Genomic DNA, 24,343 nt, shown 5'->3' on the forward strand with positions numbered 1-24,343 from the left:
TCCCGAGCCTTGTCGCTCGAAAGTCTCCGATTTTCGTGATGACGAGAGACGCTACAGCGTCTCTCGAACCACCTCGCCACGCTCGGCAAGACCACGTTTTTGCCGCGAGCGGTTCGCGCAGAGCGCGAACCCGAGCGGGAAAAAGGTGGTAGCTTAGAAGTAGTCGATCGTCTCGGGCAGTTCGAGCTTCATGCCCTTCCGCGTGCGGATCTCGTCGATCTTGTCCGGCTGGAGGTTGTCGGCCATGACCTGGAAGCCGGCGTTCTCGGTGTTCCAGGAGGCGCGGCCCTCGGTGGCCGAGCGGATGTCCGACGAGAAGCCGATCATCTCGTCGACTGGCGCGACGCCCTCGACGACCATCAGGTCGCCTTCCTGGTACATGTCGTCGACGCGGCCACGACGGCCCTGAATCTCGCCGGAGGCCGCGCCCATGTGCGCGTTGGGCACGTCGATGCGGACGTTCTGGATCGGCTCCAGCAGACGGATCTCGGCGTCGATCAGCGAGTTGTGGACGGCCTCGCGCATGGCCGGGATGACCTGTGCGGGACCGCGGTGGATGGCGTCCTCGTGGAGGCGAGCGTCGTGGAGGCGGATGAGCGACCCCTGGACCGGCTCGGCGGCCAGCGGCCCGTCGTTGAGCGCCTCTTCGAGGCCCTCGATCAGCAGCTCCATCGTCTCGTTGAGGTGCTGAATCCCCTTCGTGTCGTCGATGAAGACGTTCGTCCCGTGGATGTGCTCGACGTTCTGTGACGTCTCTTTCTCCATGCCGGCTTCCTGCAGCGCTTCACGGCGCTCCAGTTCGGGCATGTCCATGGAGGCGTCGCCGAGCTTGATGGCGTCGACGATGTCCTGTTCGAGGGGTTCGACGCTGATGTAGAAGCGGTTGTGGCGGTTCGGCGAGATGCCCTCGACCTCGCGGGAGGGCTGCTGGGGTGCCTCGCGGTAGACGACGATCGGTTCGCCGGTGTTGACCGGGATGCCCTGGTTGCGCTCGATCCGCTGGGTCTGGACTTCGAGGTGGAGTTCGCCCTGTCCCGAGATGAGGTGCTCGCCGGTGTCCTCGTTGATCTCGATCTGGATCGTCGGGTCCTCCTTGGAGACCTGTCGGAGCGTCTCGATGAGCTTGGGCAGGTCGTCCATGTTCTTGGCCTCGATGGACTTCGTGATGACCGGCTCGGAGATGTGGTCGATGGACTCGAAGGGAGTCATCTCGACGCTGGAGACGGTCGAACCGGCGATGGCGTCCTTGAGGCCGGTGACGGCGGCGATGTTGCCCGCGGGGACTTCTTCGACTTCCTCGCGCTCGCCGCCCATGTAGATCCCGACGCTCTGGACGCGGTTCTTGCCCGCGGTCCCGGAGACGTACAGCTCCTGGCCCTTCTCCAGGGTGCCGGAGAAGACACGACCGGCAGCGATCTCGCCCGCGTGGGGGTCGACGCCGATGTCGGTGACCATCAGGACGACCTCGCCGTCCTCGTCGACGAACTGCATGCTCTCTGCGACCTCGCTTTCGTCGTCGCCACGCCAGATGCGCGGGATACGACGGGGCTGGGCGTCGATGGGGTTCGGGAAGTGCTCACAGACCATGTCCAGGACCACGTCGGCAAGCGGCGTCCGCTCGTGGAGTTCCTGGCGCTTGTCCGACCGCTCCAGGTCCATGATGTCCCCGAAGTCCATGCCGGTGCGCTGCATCGAGGGCATCGAGACGCCCCACTTGTACAGCGCCGAGCCGAACCCGACGGTCCCCTCCTCGACGGAGACCGTCCAGTCCTCGTCGATGTCGTCCATCTCCTCGGTCATGCCCCGGATGAGCTCGTTCACGTCGGCGATGACACTCATCAGGCGCTTTTGCATCTCCTCGGGTCCCTCCTGCAGCTCGGAGATGAGTCGGTCGACCTTGTTGATGAACAGCGTCGGCTTGACCCCCTCTCGGAGCGCCTGTCGGAGGACGGTCTCGGTCTGGGGCATCGCGCCCTCGACCGCGTCGACCACCACGAGCGCGCCGTCGACGGCGCGCATCGCTCGGGTCACGTCGCCACCGAAGTCGACGTGGCCCGGCGTGTCGATGAGGTTGATGAGGTGGTTGGTGTCCTCGTACTCGTGGGTCATCGAGACGTTCGCCGCGTCGATGGTGATCCCACGCTCTTGCTCGTCCTCTTCGGTGTCCATCGCGAGCTGCTCGCCCGCGGTGTCGTCCGAGATCATCCCGGCACCGGCCAGCAGATTGTCCGTCAACGTCGTCTTCCCGTGGTCGACGTGTGCCGCGATAGCGATGTTCCGGATCTGCTCCGGCGTGTTCATCAGTGTCTCGCACTCCTGTACAATTTTCTTACGTCGGCCCATTATACGGCATAGTATCAACAGCACCGTCAAAAGAGTGCTGTTTCGGTCTGAGTGCGTCAATTCGGAGCACGAAGATCGAAGCCCACCAGCGAGACTGCGACGACGAGACCGAGACGGTGTGTTCCGCCGTCGAAGAGCTGCGGTCGAGAACCGACATGCGCCGGGCGTCGACCCGCGCTGGCGGCGATCGACGAGTTCGGACGGCCGACAGCCTCATACGCCGAGAGTCCGTGTTAGGAGTACACATGGACGTGCACGTTCGGGGTGGTCCAGCCGCGCCGTTTCTCAGTGCCGCCGACCTGTTCGCCACCGAGTACGAGATCGACGGCGACGTGACGGTCCGCGTCTGCGAGGATCCGGACGAACGGACCCGCGTGAGCCACGACGAGGAGAGCCACTGTCTGACGATCTCACGGCAGGCGGCGACGAGCGCGATGGCACGCGAGCTGGCGCTGCACGAATTCGCGCACATGCACCGCTACGAAGAAGCCCACCCCTCACACACCCAATCGACGCGAGAGGCGATTTACCTGGCACTGGCGGGCCAGAGCGTCGAGCGACGCACACTCTCGCACTGCTACCAGATCGCCAACCACATGAAAGACATCTACGCCGACGACGTGTGGCTCGACGTGGTGCCGGCGGACAAGCTCGTCGCCTTCCTCGAATCGAGTCTCGCGGCCGCCGTCGCGGACACCCCGCGAGATCGGGGAGCCTGGGACCGACTGACCCCCGCGACCGACCCCGACATCAACGCCGTCAACGCCGCCTTCGCGCTGGCGCTGGTCGAGCGCCACGACCTCGTCGGCCCGGACCATCCGATCTACGATCTCGCTCACGCCGCCGCCGAGGACGCCCCACACGTCAGTTTCGAGGGGTTCAAACGGCGGTTCCGCACGCTGGCTCGCGACACCGACGAGAGCGAGTACCGCAAGGCGCTGGTCGACGTGACCCGAGCCTACGCGGTCGCGAGCAACGGCGACAGCGCCGCCGACTGAGCGAGCGGCGACAGCGCCAACACGACACCGATCCCGGCGACCGGATAGTCCATCCGACCGAACGTCAGCGCCGGTAGCGTCGGGTTCCAGGCGAAACAGCGGGCCCGCAACGCGACTGCCAGCCGGTCGGAGCGAGCCATCGCCCGATCGATCCCCTGGACCGCGAGTCGTCGTGCCCGGTCCGTCACCGGCCGGTTTGCCCCGCCGCGGGCCACCATCGCCGTCCGGATCCGCCGGAGATCGGACACGACGAGCGGGAAGAACCTGACGACCAGCCCCGTGCCGACGCCGAGCAACTGGCCCGCTCGTCCCGGGACGAGACGCTCGATCGCCGCCCGCGTTCCGCGCACGGGCGTCGTGTGAACGTAGACGGCACTGACGGCCAGCACTGGCGGGACTCTGGCGACGGCCCGAAGCGAGGTCAGGGCCGGTTCGACCCGAAACCACGGCGGTCCGACCGCGATGCCGGCGATCACCGGCCCCAGCGCGAGCACGAGGAAGACGACCCAGTAGGCCCGGACGACCCGCCGGGGATCGAGTCGACCGGCGAGCAGTGCGAGCGCGGCCAGCGCGTAGACGCCAGCCAGCCAGGAGAGAGCCGTGTCCGCGAAGGCGGCGATGGCGAACCCGGCCTGAAAACACAGCTTCGACCGCGGATCGAGCCGGTGGGCGAACGTCTCGCCGGGTCGGTAGCTCAGCATCGCGGATCACGGACGCCGAGTCCATCCAGTTCGTCGAGCACCGCCGAGGGCGGCCCGTCGAGTGCGATCTCGCCGTCGACCAGGGCCACGATGCGGTCCGCTATGTCGGTCAGGTCCCGCAGATCGTGCGTGACGACGACGACGCTGGTCCCGCTGTCGGAAAGCGTTTCGAGATGTTCGAGGACCGAGCGACGCGCCGCCAGATCGAGGCCCGTCAGCGGCTCGTCGAGCACGAGGTGAGCGGGTTCCATCGCGAGCGCCCCGGCGATGGCCACTCGGGCCTGCTGCCCGCCGGAGAGGTCGGCGATCCGCCGCTGGCGCTCGCCGGTGAGTCCCACCGCGGCGAGCGCGCGATCGACGCGGTCGTCGATCTCCGACCGTTCGAGGCCGAGGTTCTCCGGTCCGAAGGCCACGTCCGCGCCGACGGTGGCGGCGACGAACTGGTCGCGGGGGTGCTGGAACACCATGCCGACGCTCGTCCGGGCTGTGACTGGATCGTCGTGTGCGTCGCGGCCGTCGACCTCGACGGTCCCCTCGTCGGGCGTTAACAGGGCGTTGAACTGCCGGACGAGCGTCGTCTTGCCGGAGCCGTTGGGACCCACGAGCAAGACGCTCTCGCCGTCGGCGATCGTCAGGTCGACGCCGTCGAGGACGACCACGTCACCCCGACGAGCGGTCAGGCCCCTGACGGCGATCATTCACGGACGAGGTAGCCACCGCGCACGATCGCGATCGCGACGGCGACCTTCAGGAGGTCGAAGGGAGCGTACGGTGCCATGGTCGCGGCGGCTCGTTGCACCGACAGTCCGAGCGCCCAGGACATCCAGGGGACGCCGACGGCGTAGATGACGACGACCGCGGCCACCAACGCGAGGACCTGTGTCGCCACGCCGATCGTCTCCAGGGACCGGGGCGTGATCTGCCGGTGAGCGATCCCACCGGCGACGACGGCCCCGAGCAGGAACCCCACGAGGAAGCCACCGGTCCCCTGCCCGACGAGGACGTAGCCAAGTCCCGCGTTCGCGTTCGAGAAGACGGGAGCGCCCGCGATACCGACGAGGGTGTACAGCGCGAGTGCCAGCCCGCCCCACAGCGGTCCCAGCAAGAGCCCGGCGAAGAAGGCCCCGAAGGGCTGGAGCGAGAAGGGCGGCAACGATCCCGGCAGCGGGATCGACACCTGTGCTAACGCCGCCGTCAGTGCCGCCAACAGTACCGCCGTCGCGAAGTGCTCGACCGTCTCGTCGCCGACGAGGGCGACAGAATCGTGTTGCTGTGCCATATCGTGCCCTGCTACGTCAACGGAGATATACTCCGTGGTTTACGACGCCGTCGCGACGGTGATCGCCAGTGCTGGCAGCCGTCCGTGACGAGCGTCCCGGCCCCTGCAACGTACACAGCCACGGCTGGCAGTGTAACGGGGCGTGTCAGAGAAAACTGCGCGCAGAGAGGATTACCGGGCTGCGGCCGCGACGCGTTCCTTCTCTTCTTTCTGGTTGACCGCGTACGTCTGGACGTCGTTGTTGGCCGCGCCGATGAGCTGCTGGGCCAGCGCGTCCTCGGCGTCCGTCGTCGTCTTGAACGAGTCGCCGTAGACGCCTTCGGCGAGGAACTTCAGTGCCTGGTCGACGCGGCGCTGGGGCGCGACGTCGACGGCCTTCGGGACGGAGATGCCACCGTACTTCAGGCGGACGGTCTCCTCGCGCGGAGCGCTGTTCTCGACGGCCTCGACGAGCACCTGCACCGGGTTCTCCTCGGTGCGCTCGTGGATCGTCTCGAAGGCGTCCTTGACGATGGTGGTCGCCAGCTGCTTTTTGCCCGTGTTCTCGTCGGTCTGCATCAGGCGGTTGATGAGCCGCTCGACGATGCTGATCTCCGACTTCTTGAACTGCTTTTCGGAGTGGCGGCCCATCGTGTGGGCGATCGGCGTCACCGTCACGTAGCGCTCGGTCGAGGGGTCCGAGAACTCGATCTCGGTCACGTCCCACTCGCCGAACAGCTGTGCGGGGGCGGCCTCGTCGTCGGTGCCGGCAGGTGCGTCCGGCTCGGGAGCGTCGTCTGCCGACATGTTATCGCACCGGCTTCTCCGCGTTACCGCGAACCAGTTCGATGAGCGAGACGCCGTTGACCTTCTCGACCTTGTAGTTGACTCCGGAGATGTCACCCATGGCACGACCCTTCGCGCCACCGATGCCGGCGATCGTCACTTCGTCGTGTTCGTCGATGAAGGAGATCGCACCGTCGCCGGGACAGAACGCCGAGACCTGCTTGCCGTTCTTGATCAGCTGGACCCGGACACACTTCCGGATCGCGGAGTTGGGCTGTTTCGCTTCGATACCGATCTTCTCGAGCACGATCCCTCGACCCTGGGGCGCACCTTCGAGCGGGTCGGACTTCTGGCCCAGCCCGCGCTCGCGGCGCGCGTAGTCAGAGTCGGACCACCGGTGGTTCTGGCGGTCCTTCTTGAGTTTGCGTGCGGCGTATTTGCCGTTCGCCATATAGGCTTGCGTATCCCTCGGAGCTACTTAAGACTCCTCTTTCGTCGGCGCGAAACGGACGGAGAACGGGTGGTAGCGACTCGCACGCGGGCGGTGAAAGAGACGACGCGAGCGGTCGGCTGTCGCGGCTTCTCTAGGTGTCTGACGGTGCCAGCCGACAGCGTCGCCAGAAAACGTCCACGCCCGTGAGACGCGCGTCGTCACCGGCCGAGGCGGATTGGGTCTACGTCAGCTCGATACCGTCCACGTCGAAGTGGCGTTTCGCGAGCCGGCGGGCGGCATCGATGTTCTTCCCGTCGGCACCGATCGCGACGCCGCGGTCCTCCTGTGCGACCTCGACGTAGGCGATGGTGTCGTCGTTCTCCGAGATCGTCACGTTGTACACCGCGGCCGGTGCGAGCGTGTTCGCGACGAAGTTCGCAGCCGTGTCGGCGTCCTCGATCAGCTTGACCGCGCGGTCGAGTTTCGACTCGATGCGGTCGACGACGACGCCGCCGGGACCGATCGCGTCGGCCATCTCGCCGGCCTTGACGACGTAGATTACGCGGTCGTTGTCGTCGTCGATCAGGCAGTCCCGGACAGTCACGTCTGCCTCGGTCTCGAACAGCGCGATCAGCCGGCGCGCTTCGTCCGAGAGTTCGACGGGCATCAGTCCTGGCTCGCACCCATCCGGAGGTCCACGTCGCCGGTGCCGAGCTGGACCGGCTTCCCGACGATCACGTTCTCGATGACGCCTTCGAGCACGTCGACCTCGCCGTGGATCGCGGCGTCTAACAGGTGATTGACCGTCACCTCGTAGGCCGCACGCGCGAGGACGCTCTCTTTGTTGCCCGAGATGCCGTGGCGACCGATCGACTCGATCTCGCCGCGGTTGGTCATGATGTCGGCGACCAGCATCAGGTGCCGGATGTTCACGTCGTCGAGCCCCTGCTCTTCGAGCGTGTGCATCGTCTCGTTGATCAGCGTCTCGCGGGCCGCCTCGATGCCGAGGTTGCGGTAGATCTCGTGGATGTTGTTACACGTCGTCCGGGAGGCGTCGATCCCCTCGATCCCGAGCACGTCGCCGAAGGCCGACCCCTCGGTGTAGAGGACGAACTCCTCGCCCTCGTCGGTCTCTTCTTTCCGGATGACCACGCGGGAGATGTCCTCGATCCCCTTGAAGACGACCTCGCGAAGCTCCTCGACGAGCTGGAGGAGGTCGCGATACGACGGCTCTTCGGGGCCGAACTCGATCATCGTGCCGGCCTGGCGGGTCTGGACGGCCAGCTTCGACTCGATGGTCTCGGCGATCTCCTCGGCCACGTCCTCGACCTGGTCGACGGTGGGCCACCGCTCCATCAGCGTCTCCTCGTTGAGGTCGATCTGGACGAGCATGTCCGCGACGTTGGTCGAGATGTCACCCAGCGCGAGGATGCGCGTGGCCTCGATCTTCCAGACGACCTCGTGGGCCTTCTCCCGATCGGTCGCGTACTCGTCTTCGAGATGGACCGTCATCATCGGCGTGTCGGGCGTTTTCCGGGCGTCGACCAGCTCGATGAGCCGCGGCAGTCCCTGGGTCACGTCGATCTCTGCGACCCCCGCGTAGTGGAACGTGTTCATCGTCATCTGGGTGCCGGGCTCGCCGATCGACTGCGCCGAGACGGTCCCGACCGGGTCCAGCGGATCGACGCGGGTCTCCTGGTAGCGCGACTGGACGGCCTTGGCGATCTGGTCCGCCTCCTCGACGGTCACGTCGCGCTCTTCGATCGTACTGTACACGTCGTCTTTGAGCCGTCGCGGGAGGTCCGTATCCTCCACGATCGCTTCGATGTCGTCGGTTACGTTTGCTCGTGTCATCAGTCGTCACCCTCCGCCATCCACCAGTCGTCGGTGTGTTCCGACAGATTGGTCGGCTCGGTGCGTTCACCGAGGAACTCGCTTTTGATGCTCTCGGACTCGAACTCGGCGTCGAGAACGCTGTCCGCGATCTCCTCGACGTCGACCGGCGTCTCCTCGTTCGAGGAGACCTGTACCGGCGAGGTGCCGTCTTCGCCGAACTCGAACTGGACGATGTTGTCCGAGGTGTCCCGGACGGTGCCGTCGTACTGGGCCTCCAGTTCCGAGAGCGCGTTGATCAGACGGCGCTGGAGGTAACCGGACTTGGAGGTCCGGACCGCCGTGTCGACCAGCCCCTCGCGGCCACCCATCGCGTGGAAGAAGAACTCCTTGGGGTTGAGTCCGGAGCGGTACGACGCCTCCACGAAGCCGTGGGCGTCCGAGGAGAGGTCGTTCTGCTTGAAGTGTGACAGGGTGCGGTCCTCGTAGCCGCGGTTGATCCGCTCGCCACGGACCGCCTGCTGGCCGACACAGCCGGCCATCTGGGTCAGGTTGAGCATCGACCCACGCGCGCCGGACTCGGCCATCACGACAGCCGGGTTGTCGTCGTCGAAGTGGTCTCCGGCGATGTCACCGGCGGAGTCACGGGCCTTGCCGAGCGTCTGCATGATCTTCATTTCGAGGGTCTCGTCGACCGTCCGACCGGGCAGCGACTCCAGTTCGCCCCGATCGTAGGTCTCGATGAGTTCCTCGACGCGGTCGTAGGCGTTGTCGATGGCCTCGGTGATCTGGGCCTCCGCGGCCTCGGGAACGGACTCGTCGTCGATCCCGATCGAGAACCCGAAGTGCATGATCGAACGCATCGCCAGCGCGGCGATCTCGTTGATGAAGATGCGCGCTCGGGTGTTGGAGTACTCCTTGGTGATAGTGTCGACGATCTCGCCGCCGAACCCACCGACCGCGCTGTCGTCGATGGTCCCCTCGACGAGCTGCCCGTCCTCGATGATCACGTCGTCGCCGGCCTCGCTGGTGAACGTCAGATCGAGGTCGTCGGGCAACAGCTCCGAGAAGATGTCGCGACCCGTCCAGTAGGGCGTGCCGTCGTCGTCGACGCCGGATTCGGGCGGGAGCTCGTCGATCCGGGTCGCACGCAGCAGGTCCAGTGCCTGGGTCTCGTTGAACTCCGGATTAGTGTGAGTCAGCAGATAGGTCCCACTGATGTGGTCCTGAATCGCGCCGATGATGTTCTCACCGAAGCGCGGGCTGAGGATCTGCTCCTGGACGCGCATCAGCACGCGAGCCTCGGCACGGGCCTCCTCGTTCTGGAGGGCGTGCATGTTCATCTCGTCGCCGTCGAAGTCCGCGTTGTACGGCGGACAGACCGTCGTGTTGAGCCGGAACGTCTTGTAGGGCATCACCACGACCTCGTGGGCCATGATGGACATCCGGTGCAGCGACGGCTGGCGGTTGAAGATGATGATGTCGCCGTCGATCATGTGACGGGACACTTCCCAGCCCGGTTCGACCTTCTCGGCCAACTCCTCGCAGTTCTTCTCGGTGACCTTCAGTCGGCGACCGTCGGGCCGCTTGACGTAGTTGGCACCGGGGTGGGCCTCGGGCCCGTTGGCGACGTAGCGACGAGCGTTGTCGAGGTTGCGCTCGTTGACGTTCATCGTCTGGGTCATCTCCTTGGCCACGCGGTCGGGGACGCCGACCTCGTTGAGCGACAGGGTCGGGTCCGGGGAGATGACCGTCCGGGCCGAGAAGTTCACGCGCTTCCCGGACAGCGAGCCACGGAAGCGACCTTCCTTGCCTTTCAGGCGCTGAGAGAGGGTCTTCAGCGGCCGGCCAGAGCGGTGTCGGGCCGGCGGCGTGCCGCTGATCTCGTTGTCCATGAACGTGGTGACGTGGTACTGCAGCAGTTCCCAGAGGTCCTCGATGATCAGCTGGGGCGCGCCTGCCTCGCGGTTCTCCATGAACCGCTGGTTGATCCGGATGATGTCGACCAGCTTGTGGGTCAGGTCGTCCTCCGAGCGCTGGCCGTTGTCCAGCGTGATCGACGGTCGCGCGGTGACCGGCGGCACGGGCAGGACGGTGAGAATCATCCACTCGGGGCGAGAACGGGCGGGCTTCATGCCCAGCACCTCGACGTCCTCGTCCGGGATGTCCTCGAACCAGTCCCGGATGTCGCTGGGCATCAGCTTGTTCTCGTCTTCCTCGGTGAGGTCCACGTCCAGCGCCGACTCGATGGCCCGACGGTCGTCCTGTCGGGGTCGGAACTCTCCGGAGATGATCTCCTGGACGCGAGAGGGATCGATACCCGTCTCGTCGGCCAGTTCCGAGGGCGTGGTCCGTTCGCGGCCGGCCTCCTCGTCGGGCTCCATCGCGGCGACGATCCGCTGGGAGTACTCCGAGGAGAGCACGTCCTGGACCTCGTAGTAGGTCGTCGGCTTCTCGTGTTTGATGTCGTACTGGGGCTCGCCACAGAACGGACAGCGGTCCTTCTTGCGGGCCTGCCGGATCGCGGCCTTGGTCACGTCGTTGACGTCCTTGCCCAGCTCCTCGGATCGTTCGAGGCGGTCCTCGAACTCCTCGCGTTCGCGTTCGTCGAGACAGAGCCGCGAGCACTCCCGACAGGTCCCGCGCAGCAGGCGTCGGATGAGCTTGTTGAACCCGACGTGGATGACGGGCGCTGCGAGTTCGATGTGGCCGAAGTGGCCGTTACACGACCCACTGTGCTTGCCACAGGTCTTACACTCCAGGCCGGGGTCGATCACGCCCAGACGCGGGTCCATCAGTCCCATGTCGATCGGGAACCCGTCGTCGTCGTAGGTGTCGGCCGTGATGACCTTCGTGGCGCTCATGTCGCGGTACTCCTCGGGATCCATCAGCCCGAAGCTAATGGAACTGATCGATTTGGGTGTCTGTTGTGCACTCATCGTTAGACTGCGTCTTCCAGTTCGATGCGCGGTGCGATTCCGAGCGCCTTCATCTCGTCGAGCAGGAGCTTGAACGCGTACGGCATCTCGACCTCGTGGATGTCGGTCTCTTCCTCACAGTTGGGGCAGTAGATGCGGCGTTGCTCGACGTTCTCGACGGCGGTCATGCCACACTCGCCACAGATCTTGATCCACTCGCGGTCGGACTCGTCGAGGAGCCGTTCCTTGAGGACCATCGCCGCTCCGTGGCCGATCAGCACGTCCCGTTCCATGTGTCCCACGCGCAGGCCGCCCTCGCGGGCACGCCCTTCCGTCGGCTGACGGGTCAGCACCTGCACCGGCCCGCGTGAACGGGCGTGGAGCTTGTTCGAGACCATGTGGTACAGCTTCTGGTAGAAGATCGTCCCGACGAAGATCTCGGCTTCGACCTTCTCGCCGGTGACGCCGGAGTACATGACCTCCTTGCCCGAGGACTTGAACCCGCGGTCCTCCAGTGCGCCGCGAAGTTCCGCCTCGTCTTCGCCCGTGAAGGCGGTGCCGTCGACGCGCCGGCCTTCGAGTGCGCCGACCTTCCCGCCCAGCATCTCCAGTACGTGGCCGACCGTCATCCGCGACGGCAGGGCGTGTGGGTTGAGGATGAGGTCGGGCACGACGCCGGCCTCGGTGAAGGGCATGTCTTCCTGGGGGGCCAGGTGACCGACGACGCCCTTCTGTCCGTGCCGGGAGGCGAACTTGTCCCCGAGTTCGGGGATCCGCTCGTCACGCACGGAGACCTTCGAGAGCTTCGAGCCGTCCTCGCCTTCCATCAGCGTGACCGTGTCGACGACCCCGCTCTCGCCAGAGCGCATCGTGACGCTCGTCTCGCGGCGCTTCTGGGGGCTGAGACCGCCCATGTCGTCTGGCTCTTCGAGGAACCGCGGCGGCGAGGTCTTGCCCAGCAGGACCTCGTTTTCCTTGACGTTGGTCTCGGGGTTGACCAGTCCGTCCTCGTCGAGGTGGGTGTACGCTTCCTCGCCGCGTGCGCCCCGCACCTCGTCGTCGGGGATCTCGAAGCGGTCCTCCTGACCGCCGGGGTAGCGCCGTTCCTCGCCCTCGTAGGTCCGGAAGAAGTGCGAGCGAGCGAGCGCACGCTCGACCGAGCCCTCGTTCATGACCAGGGCGTCCTCGATGTTGAACCCCTCGTAGCTCATCACGGCGACCGTGAAGTTCTGGGCCGCCGGGCGGTCGTCGTAGCCGATCTGTTCCGTGGTCTGGGTCTTGACCATCGACAGCTGCGGGTAGTGCAGGAGGTGCTGGCGCGTGTCCGGACGAATCCGGTAGTTCGCGCTTGGCAGCCCCAGCGACTGCTTGATCATCCCCGACCCCATCGTAATCCGGGGCGAGGCGTTGTGTTCCGGATACGGGATCATCCCGGCACCGATCCCGAACATCAGCTGTGGGTCCACTTCGAGGTGGGTGTGGTCGTCGGTCACGTCCTCCTCGCTGACTGCGACGAGGATGTCCTCCTCCTCTTCGGCGTCGATGAACTCGACGACGCCGCGTTCGACCAGTTCCTCGAAGCCCAGTTCGCCGTCTTTGACCTGCTGGACCTCCGATTCCGTGATCAGTGGTTCGCCGTCCTCGACGACCAGCAGCGGGCGACGGGCCCGGCCGGCGTCGGCGTTGACGATGACTTCGTCCGTCCGATCCTTGACGGAGACGTTGACCATCTCCGAGACGTCCCCGCGTCGGCGGGCCTGTCGGATCTGATCTGCGAGCTGTTCGGGGTCGGGATGTGTCCCGACCAGACTGCCGTTGACGTACACTTTGGCGTCGCGTCCCTGACTCATGATTTAATCGTCCGCTGGCTGCTCGATTCGCTCGATTCCGGGGATCCCCTGGACCCCCATGTCGGCGAGTTCCTGTTTGAGATCCTGTTCGTCTTCGACGTTCTGAGAGAGTTCCATCGCCTGCGCGAAGTTCTTCACCAGACCACAGTTGGGTCCTTCGGGGGTCTCTGACGGACAGATCCGGCCCCACTGGGTCGCGTGCAGGTCACGCGCCTCGAAGTGTGGCTGGCTCCGAGAGAGCGGCGAACGGAGGCGTCGCAGGTGAGAGAGCACACCCATGTAGTCGGTCCGGTCGACCAGCTGGCTCACGCCGGAGCGGCCGCCGACCCAGTTGCCCGTCGCGATCGGGTGTTCGAGCCGTTCGGTCAGCACGTCCGACCGGACGACCGTCGACACCGAGAGCTGACGGTTGCGCATGTTCGCCCGTTCGAGCTGGTACTTCACGTCGCGTGCCAGCTTGTTCAGCGCGGTCCGGAACAGGTCTTTCATCAGGTCGCCGCTGACCTTCAGGCGCTTGTTGGAGTAGTGGTCCTTGTCGTCCGCGTCGCGCCGACCGAGCGCGAGTTCGAAGCAGGCTTCCGCCATCCGGCAGAGGTAGAAGGCCTTGTTGATGCGTACGTCCTCCTCGTCGACGCCCTCCTCGTGGAGGTGCGGGAGGAGATAGCGGTCGATGACGTAGTTGGCTCGCTTGAGCTGGTAGTTCTTGCCCTGGCCGGAGGCGACTCGCTCGCCCAGCGTCTCGATCGCGCCCTCGGTGGTCTGCACGTCGGCGGCCTCCAGGTTCTCCAGCATGAACTTCACGATCTCCGGGTCGTCGCTGACGCGGTGGACGATCTCCTCGTCGGACTCCAGGCCCAGCGCACGCACGAGGGTCACGAAGTTGATCGAACCCGAGACGCTCGGGAAGGAGACTTCGAGGATGCCGTCTCGCGTTCGTTCACAGAGGACCAGCGCGCGGTAGCCACGGCGCTGGGAGAAAGTCTTGGCGACCTGCACGTCGTCGCCGTACTTGGTGTCGTGTTCCGCGAGGATCTTGTTGGGCGCGAGGTCCTCGCTGGTCATCAGGACTCGTTCCGAGCCGTTGACGACGAAGTAACCGCCGGGGTCGGCCGGGTCCTCGCCGATGTCGATCAGCTCCTCGTCGGTGAAGCCGTCGATGTTGCACTTGTTCGAGCCGACCATGATCGGCATGCGGCCGATCTTGGTCTCGGTCTGGTCGACGACGACCTCCTCTTCCTCGTCGCCGCCCCGAACGATCGCCATCTCCATGAAGACCGGCGCGGAGTAGGTGATGTTTCGCAGTCGGCCCTCCTGTGGGTAGAGCAGTTCCTCGCTGCCGTCGGCCTCGCGGACCCGAGGCGTGACGACGCGCACGTCGCCAAGTTCGACGAAGACTGGCTCTTGGCCCTCCTTGTCGCCGATGTCGGTCTCGATCGTCTCCTTCTCGTCGACGACCTGCTGCATGCCCCGGTCGAGGAAGGAGTTGAACGATCGGAAGTGATGCTCCGCCAGGCGCTCCCGCGAGAAGTACTCCCGAGAGATCGCACGTCGGTCGTTGACGTCCATCAGGACACCACCAGTCGATACACGACTGCCTGATCGGTCGTTCGCGAATTACGGACGATCTTGATCACGTCGCCGACCTCGGCCTCGTCGGGGGTGGCCGGGTCGGTGCGTTTGATCTTCGGCAGGTCCGTCTTTTTGATGTTGTACTCCTCGAGCACGTCGTCGAGAACGTCCTCGTCGACGATGCTGTGGTCTGGAACGAGTTCGTGTTGGCTTACGTCTACCATGTGTGTTGTTGCCGGCGAGTGGAGAAGGTGGCTGTCACGAGATACTACAGGTCGTTATTAGCGGAACGCATTTAACCCTTGCCAAGTCCGTCTGCAGTAGCTATCGAACGCCGGGCCGGTCGTCGCGTCACCAGAAACTATGCGAACGACCTTCATAGTCGTTTGGGTCCGGGCAGATCTGGCTCTCTCCGGACCGCAGACGCCGACAGACGACCGGTCGGGCTGGCGCGACGCCGGGCGCTGACCCCACCACGACACCACAACCCAATGACGGCGCGTTTGGAAAGCCTTAATACTATCACCAGGATACGATGAGATGCGTCGTGCCCGGATGGTGTAGTGGCCCATCATACGACCCTGTCACGGTCGTGACGCGGGTTCAAATCCCGCTCCGGGCGCTTCTGCTGTGAACAGACTGCCGAACAACTGAAAATACGTCGTGCCCGGATGGTGTAGTGGCCCATCATACGACCCTGTCACGGTCGTGACGCGGGTTCAAATCCCGCTCCGGGCGTTCTACGACAGTTCACTCCGCCAGCGAAGCCTCTCGTCGTCGCTCTTCTAGCGAAGTCCCTGCCGTCGAGCAACATCCAGCTATCGCTCGCGAAGTCGGTGGCGTGGAGGGGAAAAGTCCCCTCACCCTGTCATAGGTCCGTCCCACCTCGGGAGGCGGACACGGCTGTGATCGGACGACGGCGATAAATGCTTTGCGGGGGTGGGGAACTGTTTAGTGTCGGCGCACGAATCTCGCCCGTATGGAGGACGTGGACCGCGAAGCGATGCCGCGGGCGATCGTCGAGGAGTTTCTGGCACGCGAACGCGGGACGCGCGCGCTGCTGGACGACCTCGAGAAGTTGGCGATCGAGGGCCGGACCGAGGAGTTGCACGATCGGATCGAGAACCTCGCCGAGAACGACGAGGCGGTCTTCTACACCGTCGCGTTCAGCCTCGCGGACTCGGTGCAGTTCTTCGGCGACGTGGAGGCCCAGCTCGACGTGACCGCGGCCGATCGGCTCCGGGATCTGGCCGAGACGTACCCGACGCTGGCAGAACCGTTCGCCGTCGTTCGAACGGAGCTGTCCGAAGACCGCAAGAACCCGGTGACGAACGTCAGCTACAGCGTCGCCTACCACCGTGGGATCGAGTCGCCGATCGTCACCTACCGCCCGCTGTCGGGCGGGCGAGAACTCTACGAGTCGCGAGCGACGCCGTCGGAAGTGCTGGGCACGGCCGCAGACCTCGTGGCGGCGACGACCGACGCGCTCGACGTGGCCCTGGAGAGCGATCACTCGGTCAACACGGAGGAGCTGAGCGAGCTGATCGACCGCCGAGAGCGACTGGAGACGGAGCTGTCGCGCCTGCGTGACGATCTCGACGAGCTCCGGCGGACGCCGATCGACGGCGAGTAGCGAGGCCACACCGGATGCGTTTATGTGTCCACGGACAGAAGCACGGAGCGAGCACATGGGACTGGACCGACTGGCCGAGCAGGTCGAGAAAGAACGGCGCGACCTCCAGATTCTCGAAGCCGTCATCGAACACGGTCCGATCGGGATCGTCCACCTCGCCGAGGAGGCCGAGGTCCCCGAACACAAGGTGCGGTACTCGCTTCGGATGCTCGAAAACGACGAGCTCGTCCAGCCGACGCCAGAGGGCGCGGTTCCCGCCGACGACATCGCCGCGCGGATCGCGACGATGAACCAGGGGCTAGAGCGACTGCGCGACCGGACCGAGACGCTGAAGACGATTTTCGACGCGGAGTAACACCGGCTGGACGCTTCGACAGCGATATACTCCCTCGCGAGAGCAGACCCATCGACCACGACGGCACCCAGATGTCAGAGAGCACCTCACACCACACGATCGAAACGCTCGCGCTCGTCGGCGTCGGCGGGTTCGGCGGTGCGATCGCTCGATACGTGGCCGGGCAGTTCGTCGCCGGCCCCGCGGGGACCATGCTCGTCAACACCGTCGGGAGTTTCGCGCTCGGCGTCCTCGTCTACGAGGCAGTCCACCTGGGACGGCTCTCCAGTGCGGCGCGGCTGGCCGCGATGACCGGCTTCCTCTCGTCGTTTACCACCTACAGCACCTTCGCCGTCGAGACGGCCGGCCTGGCTCCGGCGTGGGCGCTCGCGAACGTCGTCGGGAGCTACGCGCTGGGTCTTGCCGGCGTGCTCGCCGGGCGCACGCTCGTCCAGAGAGTCGGACGGAGGGGTGGCTGATGGTCGGCATCGAGACCGCGACACTCGTCGGGATCGGCGGGGCGCTCGGCGCACTCTGTCGCCACTGGCTCGCAACGGCCGTCGACAGGGAAGCGGTCCCGCTGGGAACGCTGACCGTCAACGTCGCGGGGAGTTTCGTCCTCGGGCTCGTCACCTTCGCCACGCCGAGCGAAGGCGTCGCACTGTTCGTCGGCGTCGGTGCCTGCGGTGCGTTCACGACGTTCTCCTCGTTCGCGGTCGAGACGGTCCAGCTGTGGGAATCGGGCCGTCCACTCGTCGCGGTCGGCAACGCCGTCGCCAACCTCGTGGGCGCGCTCGCGGCCGTCGGCCTCGCGTGGCTCGTCCTCTCGGTGTGAGGACGGGCGGCCACGGGTTTATGTACCGGGACGGGACCACGACTCGCCATGTTCGTGGAACTGTGGCGCGACGACCGGGCGATCGAAGGGTTGCCGATCAGACTCGTCATCGCCCTCGTCGTCGGCGTCGCGAGCCTGAGCGTCATGATGAACACCATCTCGGGACTGGACACGATGACCGTCAGCGAGATCGACGTCGACCCCTCGAAGGAGGTGGTCGGAGAGGGCGAGACGGACGTGACGCTCACGGTCGTCGATCCGGACGGCCAGCCGGTCTCGGACGCGACGGTCGTCGTCACCGGTGGCACCGCGACGATGGACGGTGCGGTGACCGCGACGACGGACTCCAGGGGCAACGCCACCGTCACGATCACGCCGCAGTTGGGGCCCAACCAGCAGGAGGGGACAGTGACGATCGACGTGAAACCCCCTGCCAGCGGCGGGTACAGCGACCGGCGGCGCAACACCCGAATCCTCGTCGTCGACGACGGTGGCTAGGCCACCATCCGCGAGTCGCCACAGCGACTGGTCGACCCACTCTCGTGGGGCGACCCCGCTGTGTCGGCCGGTAAGCGAGCGTTACGCGCGCCGACGGAGAGAAACGACTCTATAATTATCCGGTCGTGGGCCAACGACCACCGCATGAACCTCGCCGCAATCGGGTTCGGTAACGCGGGTGGCAAGATCGTCGACAGATTCCTCGCCTTCGAGGAGCGGTCTGGGCGGTCGCTCACGACAGAGGCGCTCGCGATCAACTCCGCGGAGATCGATCTGGCGAAGTTGGAGGTGCTCCCGCCGGACCGTCGGCTCATCATCGGCCAGACCGACGAGCGGGTGAAGGGACGGGGCGTCGGTGCCGATCCGGAGCTGGGCTCGGAGATCGCTCGCCAGGACCTCACCGAGATCGAGCGCCAGCTAGACACCGTTCCGATCCACGAGACCGACGGCTTTCTCGTGGTCGCCGGGCTCGGCGGGGGAACCGGGAGCGGTGGCGCGCCGGAGCTGGCCGAGCGGCTCGGTCGGATCTACGAGGAACCGATCTACGGGCTGGGGGTGTTGCCAAGCGCCGACGAGGGCGGTCGTCCCTCGCTCAACGCCGCCCGCTCGCTCCAGGCCTTCGCCGACGCGACGGACAACCTCATGGTGTTCGACAACGACGCCTGGCGACAGACCCAGGGGTCGGTCGCGGCAGGGTACGACCGGACCAACCGAGAGATCGCGCGGCGGTTCGTCACGCTCCTGGCAGCCGGCGAACTCGACGGCTCGCAGGTGTCCGAGTCCGCGATGGACGCCAGCGACATCCGCCGGACGCTGGCGACCGGAGGACTCAGCACGATCGCGTTCAGCCAGGCAGACGTCGAGGCCGAGACGAAATCGAAGCAAGGACTGTTGGGCCGACTGCGATCCAACGGCGAGAGCCACACCGACGAGGGGGACCTGGCGAAGAAGATCCACGGGCTCGTCCGGAAGGCCGTCCAGTCTCGGCTCACCTGTCCGGCAGACGTCGCCTCCGCCGAGCGCGCCCTGGTCGTCGTCTCCGGCCCGCCACGCGAGGTCTCACAGAAGGGGCTCCAGCGGGCCCGCCAGTGGCTCGAACGCGAGACCGACAGCGTCGAGGTGCTGGCCGGCGACGACCCCCGGACCGACGCCGACGCGCTCTCGGTGGCCGTGTTGCTGTCGAACGTCACCGAGGTGCCACGCGTCGACGAGCTACAGGAGCGGGCCGTCACGGCACAGGAAAACAGCCGGCAGCAAGCCGCCGAGCGCAGAGCGGAGATCGACGAGTTGCTCACCGACGAGGAGAACGAGCTCGACCCCCTCTAGTAGTCGTCCCAGTCGATCCACTCTTGCTCCCAGCCCGCCCGCGACTGGGCGGCCTGCTGGGCGCGTTCGCGGTCCTCGCGGTGGGTGCGGTTGCGTTCGACGGTGTCTGCCTGCTCGCCCTCGACGAGCATCGGCTGGAAGGCGACGCCACCGAGGCGGCGCTGACTGCCGTCGGCCGCGACGACCGTCAGCGTCTGCTCGGCCGCACCGAGTGGCATGACCAGGCGACCGTCGTCGGCCAGTTGCTCCCGGAGCGCTCGCGGCGGTTCGACGGCCGCCGCCTCCAGCAGGATCTTGTCGTAGGGCGCGTACTCGGGGAGTCCCTCGGCCCCGTCGCGACGGTCCACGAGGACCGCCTCGTAGCCGGCCGTCGCGAGGTTCGAACGGGCGTCGTACACCAGCCGGCGCGTGATGTCGATGGCGTGGACACGCTCGGGGCCGACGATCTCGGCGACGAGCGCGGCCGTGTAGCCGACGCCGACGCCGACGATCAGCACGTCGTCGTCCGCCTCGGGGGCCAGCGCTTCGAGGAGTCGTGCCGCGGTGCTCGGTGCGAGGACGCGGGTCCCGAACCGCTCGAACGACCGGTCGGAGTAGGCCGCTCGGTCGTCCTCGACGAACGCTTCCCGCGAGACCGTTCGCATCGCGTCCGCGAGACGCGGTGTCTGCAGACAGCCCTTGCTCTCGTGGGTCAGGCTGTCGACCATGTCCTCCCGCAGCACCGCCTGTTCCATACCCGAGGTTCCCGCCGGAAGTATATGAATGGCCCGCCCCGGAGCGGCGCGAGGATCGACGGCAGAGCGAAATCCGGTGAACCGCCGGGGGCCAATCCCGAGGCACTCGCCCCGTTCGTCCGTGGAAAGATTCACCAGTCCATCGGTCGAAGGCGATCACGATGCCGGGCACACCCGAGCCGGTCGTCGGGAGCGCAGTCGTGACCCTGGGGCTCGCGGTCGCAGTCGGGACACTCGTCGCCGTGGTTCCGCTGGTCGTCGGCCGGCGGCCGTCGCCCCGGCGATACGCCGCGGTCGGCGGCGGCGTGTACGCGCTCGCCGTCGGGGGCCTCTGGGCAGTCCCGCGGATCGGCGTCGCCGGGCTAGGGTGTTCGCTGCCCGGAGACGTGGGAACGTGTGGGCCGTTCGCACTGATCGGCGTCGTCGTCCTCGCCGGACAGGGGGCCGTGGCGCTGTACACCTACAGCGAGTACGGCTACGTCGTCCCGCTTGGCGCGACGGCGTCGGCGACGCTGGTGCTGGCGTGGTCGTTCCTGCGGATCGGCGGCGAGAGCGATCCGATGACACTCTACGCGCTCTTTTTCGGGCCGGCGGCGGTGGGCGTCACCTGCGTCCTCGGCGTCTGTGAGGGGATCGTCCGACGGCAGGGAACCACGGTCACTGCATCGTGACGAACCGGACGCTGCCGTGGTGTTCGCGCTCTAGCTCGCCGTCGGCCCGCTTTCGAGCACGGACGAGCGTCTGGGGCCGTCGACCGAGCGGGCCGAGCACCACGCCGCCGGGTCGGAGCTGTTCGACGACGGCTCGGGGAAACCGCACTGGACCACAGGTGAGGTACGCCCGGTCGTACGGCGCATGTTCGGGCCAGCCTCCGCGGCCGTCGCCCGCCCTGATCGCGACGGTGTCGTAGCCGAGATTTGCCAGGCGCTCGCGGGCCGTCTCGGCGAGGGTGGCGTGGTACTCGACGCTGTACACTGTGTCCGCGAGTTCGGCGGTCACGGCCGCGTGATACCCACAGCCGGTGCCGATCTCCAGAACCCGGTCGTCGGGGGCCAGCTCCAGCAGGTCGGCCATGATCGCGACCATGTGCGGTGCGCTGATCGTCTGCCCGTCCCCGATCGGGAGGGGGCGGTCGTCGTAGGCCCGTTCGCGGTGCTGCTCGGGGACGAACTCGTGGCGGGGGACCGATTCGATCGCCGTCAGCACTCGTTCGTCGTCGATGCGGTCGCTCTCGGCGAGGGCCTCGACGAGCGCTCGTCGCCGGGCCGCCCAGTCCATGCTACCACGCCGACCAGGCGGTGGTCGACTCGTCGCGGACGTACAGTCGCTTGATGTCTTTCGCGAGGGCGCTGTCGCGGTCCTGGTCGTACTGTTCGCGGTCGTAGCCGTGGGCGTCGTCCCGGACGTGGAACCCCTCGACGGTGAACTCGTTGTCGCCGAACTCGTCGGTCGCGCCGACGGTGAACTCGTAGTCGCCGGGGACGTTGAGCTTGAAGCTCTCGGTGCTGTCGTGGCGGCCGTCTTTGGGGTGCATCGTCACGTCGACGGCGACGTTCCCGACCGCGCGGGTCCAGATCGTCTCGACGTCCTCGGCGGTCCCCTCGTCGACGCGGCCGCCCTCGTCGAGTTCGACCGCGGTGATTCGAACGGTCATCAGGGCCTCCTCGGCGTCCAGCAGGAACTCTTCGCCCTTGGCCAGTTCCTCCTCGGCCGGCACGTCGACCTGTGCGCTGAACGACTCGCCGTCCTGTGAGACGACGACGCGGCGCTGTACCTCGTCGTCGTCCGGGAGCTGTTCCTTGTGGGTGTGGTCACATTCCGTACAGCGAACCGTCACGTGGCTGCCGGGGCTGAGCACCTCGTGGACGGTCTCGAAGGCCGGCGAACACGCCGGGCACGGCAGGGCGAGGCGATCGCCCGGTGTCGCGTCTGTCATAGACGAGCGTACTCGGGCCGAACGTAAAGGGGCGTCGTCCCGGCCGTCTGGCCGCCTGTGACTGCCGGCCGGGGACGCACAAAACGAGATCGAACCGTACAGAAGGGCCTTACAAACGGCGACCGACGACGGACGTATGGCACCGATACGCCGCCGCCGAGCCCTCCAGCTGGCGGGCGGAAGCCTCAGCGCGCTCGTCGCCGGATGCGTCGGCGGATCACCGTCCGCCGGTACGGACGAGCAGACCGACACACCGACCGACGAACCGACGGAGACGACGACCGACGGACGAACGGAGACGCCCACGTCCGCGACCGAAGTGACCGGGAGCGAGCAGGTCCGGTATCCGTCGGGCCCGTCAGAGCCCGACTGGGCGGGAGCGGACGCCGTCGGGCACGTCGCGCTGGCGGCCTCCCGAGAGCGGGCGCGGGCGCTGCTCGCGCCGTTCGAGCTCCCCGAAGCACGACGCGAGCCGGTGGTCGAGTTGCTCCGGGAGACCGACTTCGAGCGATCGCTGCTGGCGCTGGTCGAGACCGTCGGCCCGAACGGCTGCTACCGGACCGTCGAGGTCTCGAACCTCGCGCTGAGCGGCGACCGACTCGTCGGCGACGCGAGCGCGGTAGACGAGAGCGACGGCGAAACGGCCTGCACCGAGGCGCTGACTTACCCCGCGACGCTCGTGCGGGTCACCTTCGACGGCAGACCGCCGGAACGGGCGACGTTCACGATCACGGACGGCTGGGGCGAGAGTGCCGACGTGACGGGGACAGTCGAGGATCGAATCGGCCCGGACCCCGACGATCTGGCCGGTCACGTCCGCCCGGACGACGACCCCGTCGTCCGAGAGCCGCTGTCCTGTGACCGCGAGGGGTTCCAGCGCCACGGCAGCTGGGTCGACGATCCACCGTGGGGGCTGGCCACCGACGACGACGGAGCGCCGACGTTCGCGCTCCGGGTCGACCGACTCGAAGCCGGCGTCGGTGAGACGGTCACGGTCACGATGACCAACGTCGGCGACGGCGTCCTGAGCACCGGCAACCGCCACAAGTACGGCCTCCAGACCCAGACAGAATCGGGGTGGGAAGACGTTCGCGGCGCGACCGACGGCGACCCCTTGTCCTACACCGACGAGGCGATCGGCCACGCCCCCGGCGACGGCTTCGAGTGGACGCTGGAACTCACCGAGGAGGGTCTCGTCGCGGACCACGTCCACGCCGACCGGCTGGTCGTCTGTCCCGACCTCGAACCCGGTCGCTACCGCTTCGTCTTCTGGGAGCCCGCCGTGGCCGTGGCGTTCGACCTCGTGGAGTAGCCGGGGCGATCACTCTGCCTGTGGCAGTTCCACTGCCACGCCGTCCTCGCGTGTCGCTTCGCTCCCGCTCACTCTGCCTGTGGCAGTTCCACTGCCACACCGTCCGCGAACACGGTCGGCTCTCGCAAGATGCCGTCGAGGTGGATCGGCGCGGTCGTGTCCCCGCCGATCGCGTGGTCGTCGCCGATCGCGATGTGGACGGTGCCACCGGCCTTCTCGTCCAGCAGCACCGAGCCGACGAGATCCCGGACGGCGACGTTGGTCCCGATCCCGAGTTCGGCGAGGTTGTAGGCGGCGTCACCGACGGTTTCGGCGGCCGCCTCGATCTGCTGGCGGACGGCGTCGTCGCCGATCTCGGTGACGAGCCCGTCCTCGACGGTGAACTCCAGCAGTTCCCCCTCCAGTTGGCCGTGGGGCATCATGGTCCCGTCGACGACGAAGGTTCCGTCGGCGGTCGTCGGGCTACAGAACACCTCGCCGGCCGGGAGGTTCGACATCTCGCCGGGCTCGTGGACGATGCCGGTGTCGAGTTGCCACTCGCGGTCGCCCAGCCCGAAGGTGATATCGGTCCCCTGGGGAGAAGTGACTCGGATCTCGTCGGCATCCTCGACCTGTGCGAGGACGTCTCGACAGTGGCCCGCGATCGCCTCGTAGTCGGCGTCCAGCCCCATCAGGAACACGCCTTCGGTGATTCCGGGGAGCGTCGCGACCCGGGCACCGGCCTCGTTGGCCTCGCTGCGGGCCTGCGTGTGGCTCAGGCTCTTGGTCGTCGGCGCGAGTACGACATCCGCGCCGGCCATCGCGGCGGCGACCGGTTCGGGTGGCTCCTCGCCGTGTTGCTCGCCCGGCGGGTACCGGAGGAAGACGGTGTCGTCGCTGATCTCGCTGGCGACGCGGTACAGCGCCTCGCCGATGGCCGTGCGCTTCTCGTCGGTGACGACGGCACAGGACTCCGTCGACTGGAGGTTCAGACACTGCTCGACCGCGGTTCGGGCCGGCTTTCGGAGCGACGAGTTCATGCACGGTAGTGGCCGCCCGACCCACCT

The 24,343-nt window shown here is 66.7% G+C and carries 25 protein-coding genes and 2 tRNA genes; 11 read left to right on the forward strand and 16 right to left on the reverse strand.

What is annotated here, in order from left to right; genetic code table 11:
• Positions 1–153: 153 nt before the first annotated feature.
• The gene (locus tag HMUK_RS02325) at positions 154–2,343 is read right to left on the reverse strand and encodes an elongation factor EF-2 (RefSeq protein ID WP_012808031.1); all 2,190 of its coding nucleotides are present in this window, start codon (positions 2,341–2,343) and stop codon (positions 154–156) included.
• Between the two features lie 245 nt (positions 2,344–2,588).
• Here HMUK_RS02325 and HMUK_RS02330 point away from each other — a divergent pair, with 245 nt between their 5' ends.
• Positions 2,589–3,341, forward strand: a complete 753-nt coding sequence (locus HMUK_RS02330; protein WP_012808032.1) for a DUF5781 family protein — start codon at positions 2,589–2,591, stop codon at positions 3,339–3,341.
• On the opposite strand, the gene HMUK_RS02335 is transcribed toward HMUK_RS02330, so the two are convergent.
• The 11 genes from HMUK_RS02335 to HMUK_RS02385 form a co-directional block, all read right to left on the reverse strand.
• Positions 3,302–4,042 carry an energy-coupling factor transporter transmembrane component T family protein gene (locus HMUK_RS02335; RefSeq protein ID WP_012808033.1) on the reverse strand — a complete coding sequence of 247 codons (741 nt, stop codon included), beginning with the start codon at positions 4,040–4,042 and terminating at the stop codon, positions 3,302–3,304. The genes HMUK_RS02330 and HMUK_RS02335 overlap by 40 nt on opposite strands.
• Positions 4,036–4,740, reverse strand: a complete 705-nt coding sequence (locus HMUK_RS02340; RefSeq protein ID WP_012808034.1) for an energy-coupling factor ABC transporter ATP-binding protein — start codon at positions 4,738–4,740, stop codon at positions 4,036–4,038. Before HMUK_RS02340 ends, HMUK_RS02335 begins: the two co-directional genes overlap by 7 nt.
• Positions 4,737–5,321, reverse strand: a complete 585-nt coding sequence (locus HMUK_RS02345; RefSeq protein ID WP_012808035.1) for a biotin transporter BioY — start codon at positions 5,319–5,321, stop codon at positions 4,737–4,739. Before HMUK_RS02345 ends, HMUK_RS02340 begins: the two co-directional genes overlap by 4 nt.
• A 171-nt stretch (positions 5,322–5,492) precedes the next feature.
• The gene (locus tag HMUK_RS02350) at positions 5,493–6,107 is read right to left on the reverse strand and encodes a 30S ribosomal protein S7 (protein ID WP_012808036.1); all 615 of its coding nucleotides are present in this window, start codon (positions 6,105–6,107) and stop codon (positions 5,493–5,495) included.
• A gap of 1 nt (position 6,108) precedes the next feature.
• On the reverse strand, positions 6,109–6,537 hold the full coding sequence (locus HMUK_RS02355; RefSeq protein WP_012808037.1) for a 30S ribosomal protein S12: 429 nt from the start codon (positions 6,535–6,537) through the stop codon (positions 6,109–6,111).
• Positions 6,538–6,760: 223 nt separating this feature from the next.
• On the reverse strand, positions 6,761–7,186 hold the full coding sequence (locus HMUK_RS02360) for a NusA-like transcription termination signal-binding factor (protein ID WP_012808038.1): 426 nt from the start codon (positions 7,184–7,186) through the stop codon (positions 6,761–6,763).
• The gene (gene rpoA2, locus HMUK_RS02365) at positions 7,186–8,373 is read right to left on the reverse strand and encodes a DNA-directed RNA polymerase subunit A'' (protein WP_012808039.1); all 1,188 of its coding nucleotides are present in this window, start codon (positions 8,371–8,373) and stop codon (positions 7,186–7,188) included. The genes HMUK_RS02360 and rpoA2 overlap by 1 nt, the downstream gene beginning before the upstream one ends.
• Positions 8,373–11,291, reverse strand: coding sequence for a DNA-directed RNA polymerase subunit A' (locus tag HMUK_RS02370; RefSeq protein ID WP_012808040.1), 2,919 nt, complete (start codon positions 11,289–11,291; stop codon positions 8,373–8,375). The genes rpoA2 and HMUK_RS02370 overlap by 1 nt, the downstream gene beginning before the upstream one ends.
• Positions 11,292–11,293: 2 nt before the next feature.
• Positions 11,294–13,120 (reverse strand): DNA-directed RNA polymerase subunit B, encoded by a 1,827-nt coding sequence (rpoB, locus tag HMUK_RS02375; protein WP_012808041.1) that lies wholly within the window; start codon positions 13,118–13,120, stop codon positions 11,294–11,296.
• A 3-nt stretch (positions 13,121–13,123) separates the two neighbouring features.
• Positions 13,124–14,686, reverse strand: coding sequence for a DNA-directed RNA polymerase subunit B'' (locus HMUK_RS02380; RefSeq protein WP_012808042.1), 1,563 nt, complete (start codon positions 14,684–14,686; stop codon positions 13,124–13,126).
• Positions 14,686–14,913, reverse strand: a complete 228-nt coding sequence (locus tag HMUK_RS02385) for a DNA-directed RNA polymerase subunit H (RefSeq protein ID WP_012808043.1) — start codon at positions 14,911–14,913, stop codon at positions 14,686–14,688. Before HMUK_RS02385 ends, HMUK_RS02380 begins: the two co-directional genes overlap by 1 nt.
• Positions 14,914–15,238: 325 nt before the next feature.
• On the opposite strand from HMUK_RS02385, the gene HMUK_RS02390 reads away from it, so the two are divergent.
• The 8 genes from HMUK_RS02390 to HMUK_RS02425 all read left to right on the forward strand — a co-directional run bounded on the left by HMUK_RS02390 (position 15,239) and on the right by HMUK_RS02425 (position 19,315).
• A tRNA-Asp gene (locus HMUK_RS02390) sits at positions 15,239–15,311 on the forward strand.
• A gap of 43 nt (positions 15,312–15,354) precedes the next feature.
• Positions 15,355–15,427: transfer RNA gene (locus tag HMUK_RS02395), tRNA-Asp, on the forward strand.
• 241 nt (positions 15,428–15,668) lie between these two features.
• Positions 15,669–16,322: a hypothetical protein gene (locus HMUK_RS02400; protein WP_012808044.1), complete on the forward strand. Its 654-nt coding sequence runs from the start codon at positions 15,669–15,671 to the stop codon at positions 16,320–16,322.
• Between the two features lie 55 nt (positions 16,323–16,377).
• On the forward strand, positions 16,378–16,677 hold the full coding sequence (locus HMUK_RS02405) for a hypothetical protein (protein ID WP_012808045.1): 300 nt from the start codon (positions 16,378–16,380) through the stop codon (positions 16,675–16,677).
• A gap of 71 nt (positions 16,678–16,748) precedes the next feature.
• Complete coding sequence (gene crcB / locus HMUK_RS02410) at positions 16,749–17,135, forward strand: fluoride efflux transporter CrcB (RefSeq protein WP_012808046.1); 387 nt, start codon at positions 16,749–16,751, stop codon at positions 17,133–17,135.
• A complete protein-coding gene (gene crcB, locus HMUK_RS02415; protein ID WP_012808047.1) occupies positions 17,135–17,491 on the forward strand; it encodes a fluoride efflux transporter CrcB in 357 nt (118 codons plus the stop codon). Before crcB (HMUK_RS02410) ends, crcB (HMUK_RS02415) begins: the two co-directional genes overlap by 1 nt.
• Positions 17,492–17,539: 48 nt before the next feature.
• Complete coding sequence (locus tag HMUK_RS02420) at positions 17,540–17,989, forward strand: DUF7382 domain-containing protein (protein ID WP_012808048.1); 450 nt, start codon at positions 17,540–17,542, stop codon at positions 17,987–17,989.
• A 144-nt stretch (positions 17,990–18,133) separates the two neighbouring features.
• On the forward strand, positions 18,134–19,315 hold the full coding sequence (locus HMUK_RS02425) for a tubulin/FtsZ family protein (protein ID WP_012808049.1): 1,182 nt from the start codon (positions 18,134–18,136) through the stop codon (positions 19,313–19,315).
• On the opposite strand, the gene HMUK_RS02430 is transcribed toward HMUK_RS02425, so the two are convergent.
• Entirely contained in the window at positions 19,312–20,049 is a 738-nt protein-coding gene (locus HMUK_RS02430; protein WP_012808050.1) for a protein-L-isoaspartate O-methyltransferase family protein, read from the reverse strand. The genes HMUK_RS02425 and HMUK_RS02430 overlap by 4 nt on opposite strands.
• Before the next feature lie 161 nt (positions 20,050–20,210).
• Between HMUK_RS02430 and HMUK_RS02435 the strand changes: the two genes are divergently transcribed.
• Complete coding sequence (locus HMUK_RS02435) at positions 20,211–20,720, forward strand: hypothetical protein (protein ID WP_012808051.1); 510 nt, start codon at positions 20,211–20,213, stop codon at positions 20,718–20,720.
• Here the strand turns inward: HMUK_RS02435 and HMUK_RS02440 are convergent.
• Entirely contained in the window at positions 20,707–21,327 is a 621-nt protein-coding gene (locus tag HMUK_RS02440; RefSeq protein ID WP_012808052.1) for a protein-L-isoaspartate(D-aspartate) O-methyltransferase, read from the reverse strand. The two genes, HMUK_RS02435 and HMUK_RS02440, sit on opposite strands and share 14 nt — an antisense overlap.
• Before the next feature lies 1 nt (position 21,328).
• Positions 21,329–21,985 carry an HVO_0476 family zinc finger protein gene (locus tag HMUK_RS02445; RefSeq protein WP_012808053.1) on the reverse strand — a complete coding sequence of 219 codons (657 nt, stop codon included), beginning with the start codon at positions 21,983–21,985 and terminating at the stop codon, positions 21,329–21,331.
• A 136-nt stretch (positions 21,986–22,121) separates the two neighbouring features.
• On the opposite strand from HMUK_RS02445, the gene HMUK_RS02450 reads away from it, so the two are divergent.
• A complete protein-coding gene (locus tag HMUK_RS02450; RefSeq protein ID WP_012808054.1) occupies positions 22,122–23,297 on the forward strand; it encodes a hypothetical protein in 1,176 nt (391 codons plus the stop codon).
• 68 nt (positions 23,298–23,365) lie between these two features.
• On the opposite strand, the gene HMUK_RS02455 is transcribed toward HMUK_RS02450, so the two are convergent.
• Entirely contained in the window at positions 23,366–24,316 is a 951-nt protein-coding gene (locus HMUK_RS02455) for an aminopeptidase (protein WP_012808055.1), read from the reverse strand.
• Positions 24,317–24,343: the final 27 nt, after the last annotated feature.

The sequence above is a fragment of the Halomicrobium mukohataei DSM 12286 genome, assembly GCF_000023965.1.
GTDB classification, from domain to species: Archaea; Halobacteriota; Halobacteria; order Halobacteriales; family Haloarculaceae; genus Halomicrobium; species Halomicrobium mukohataei.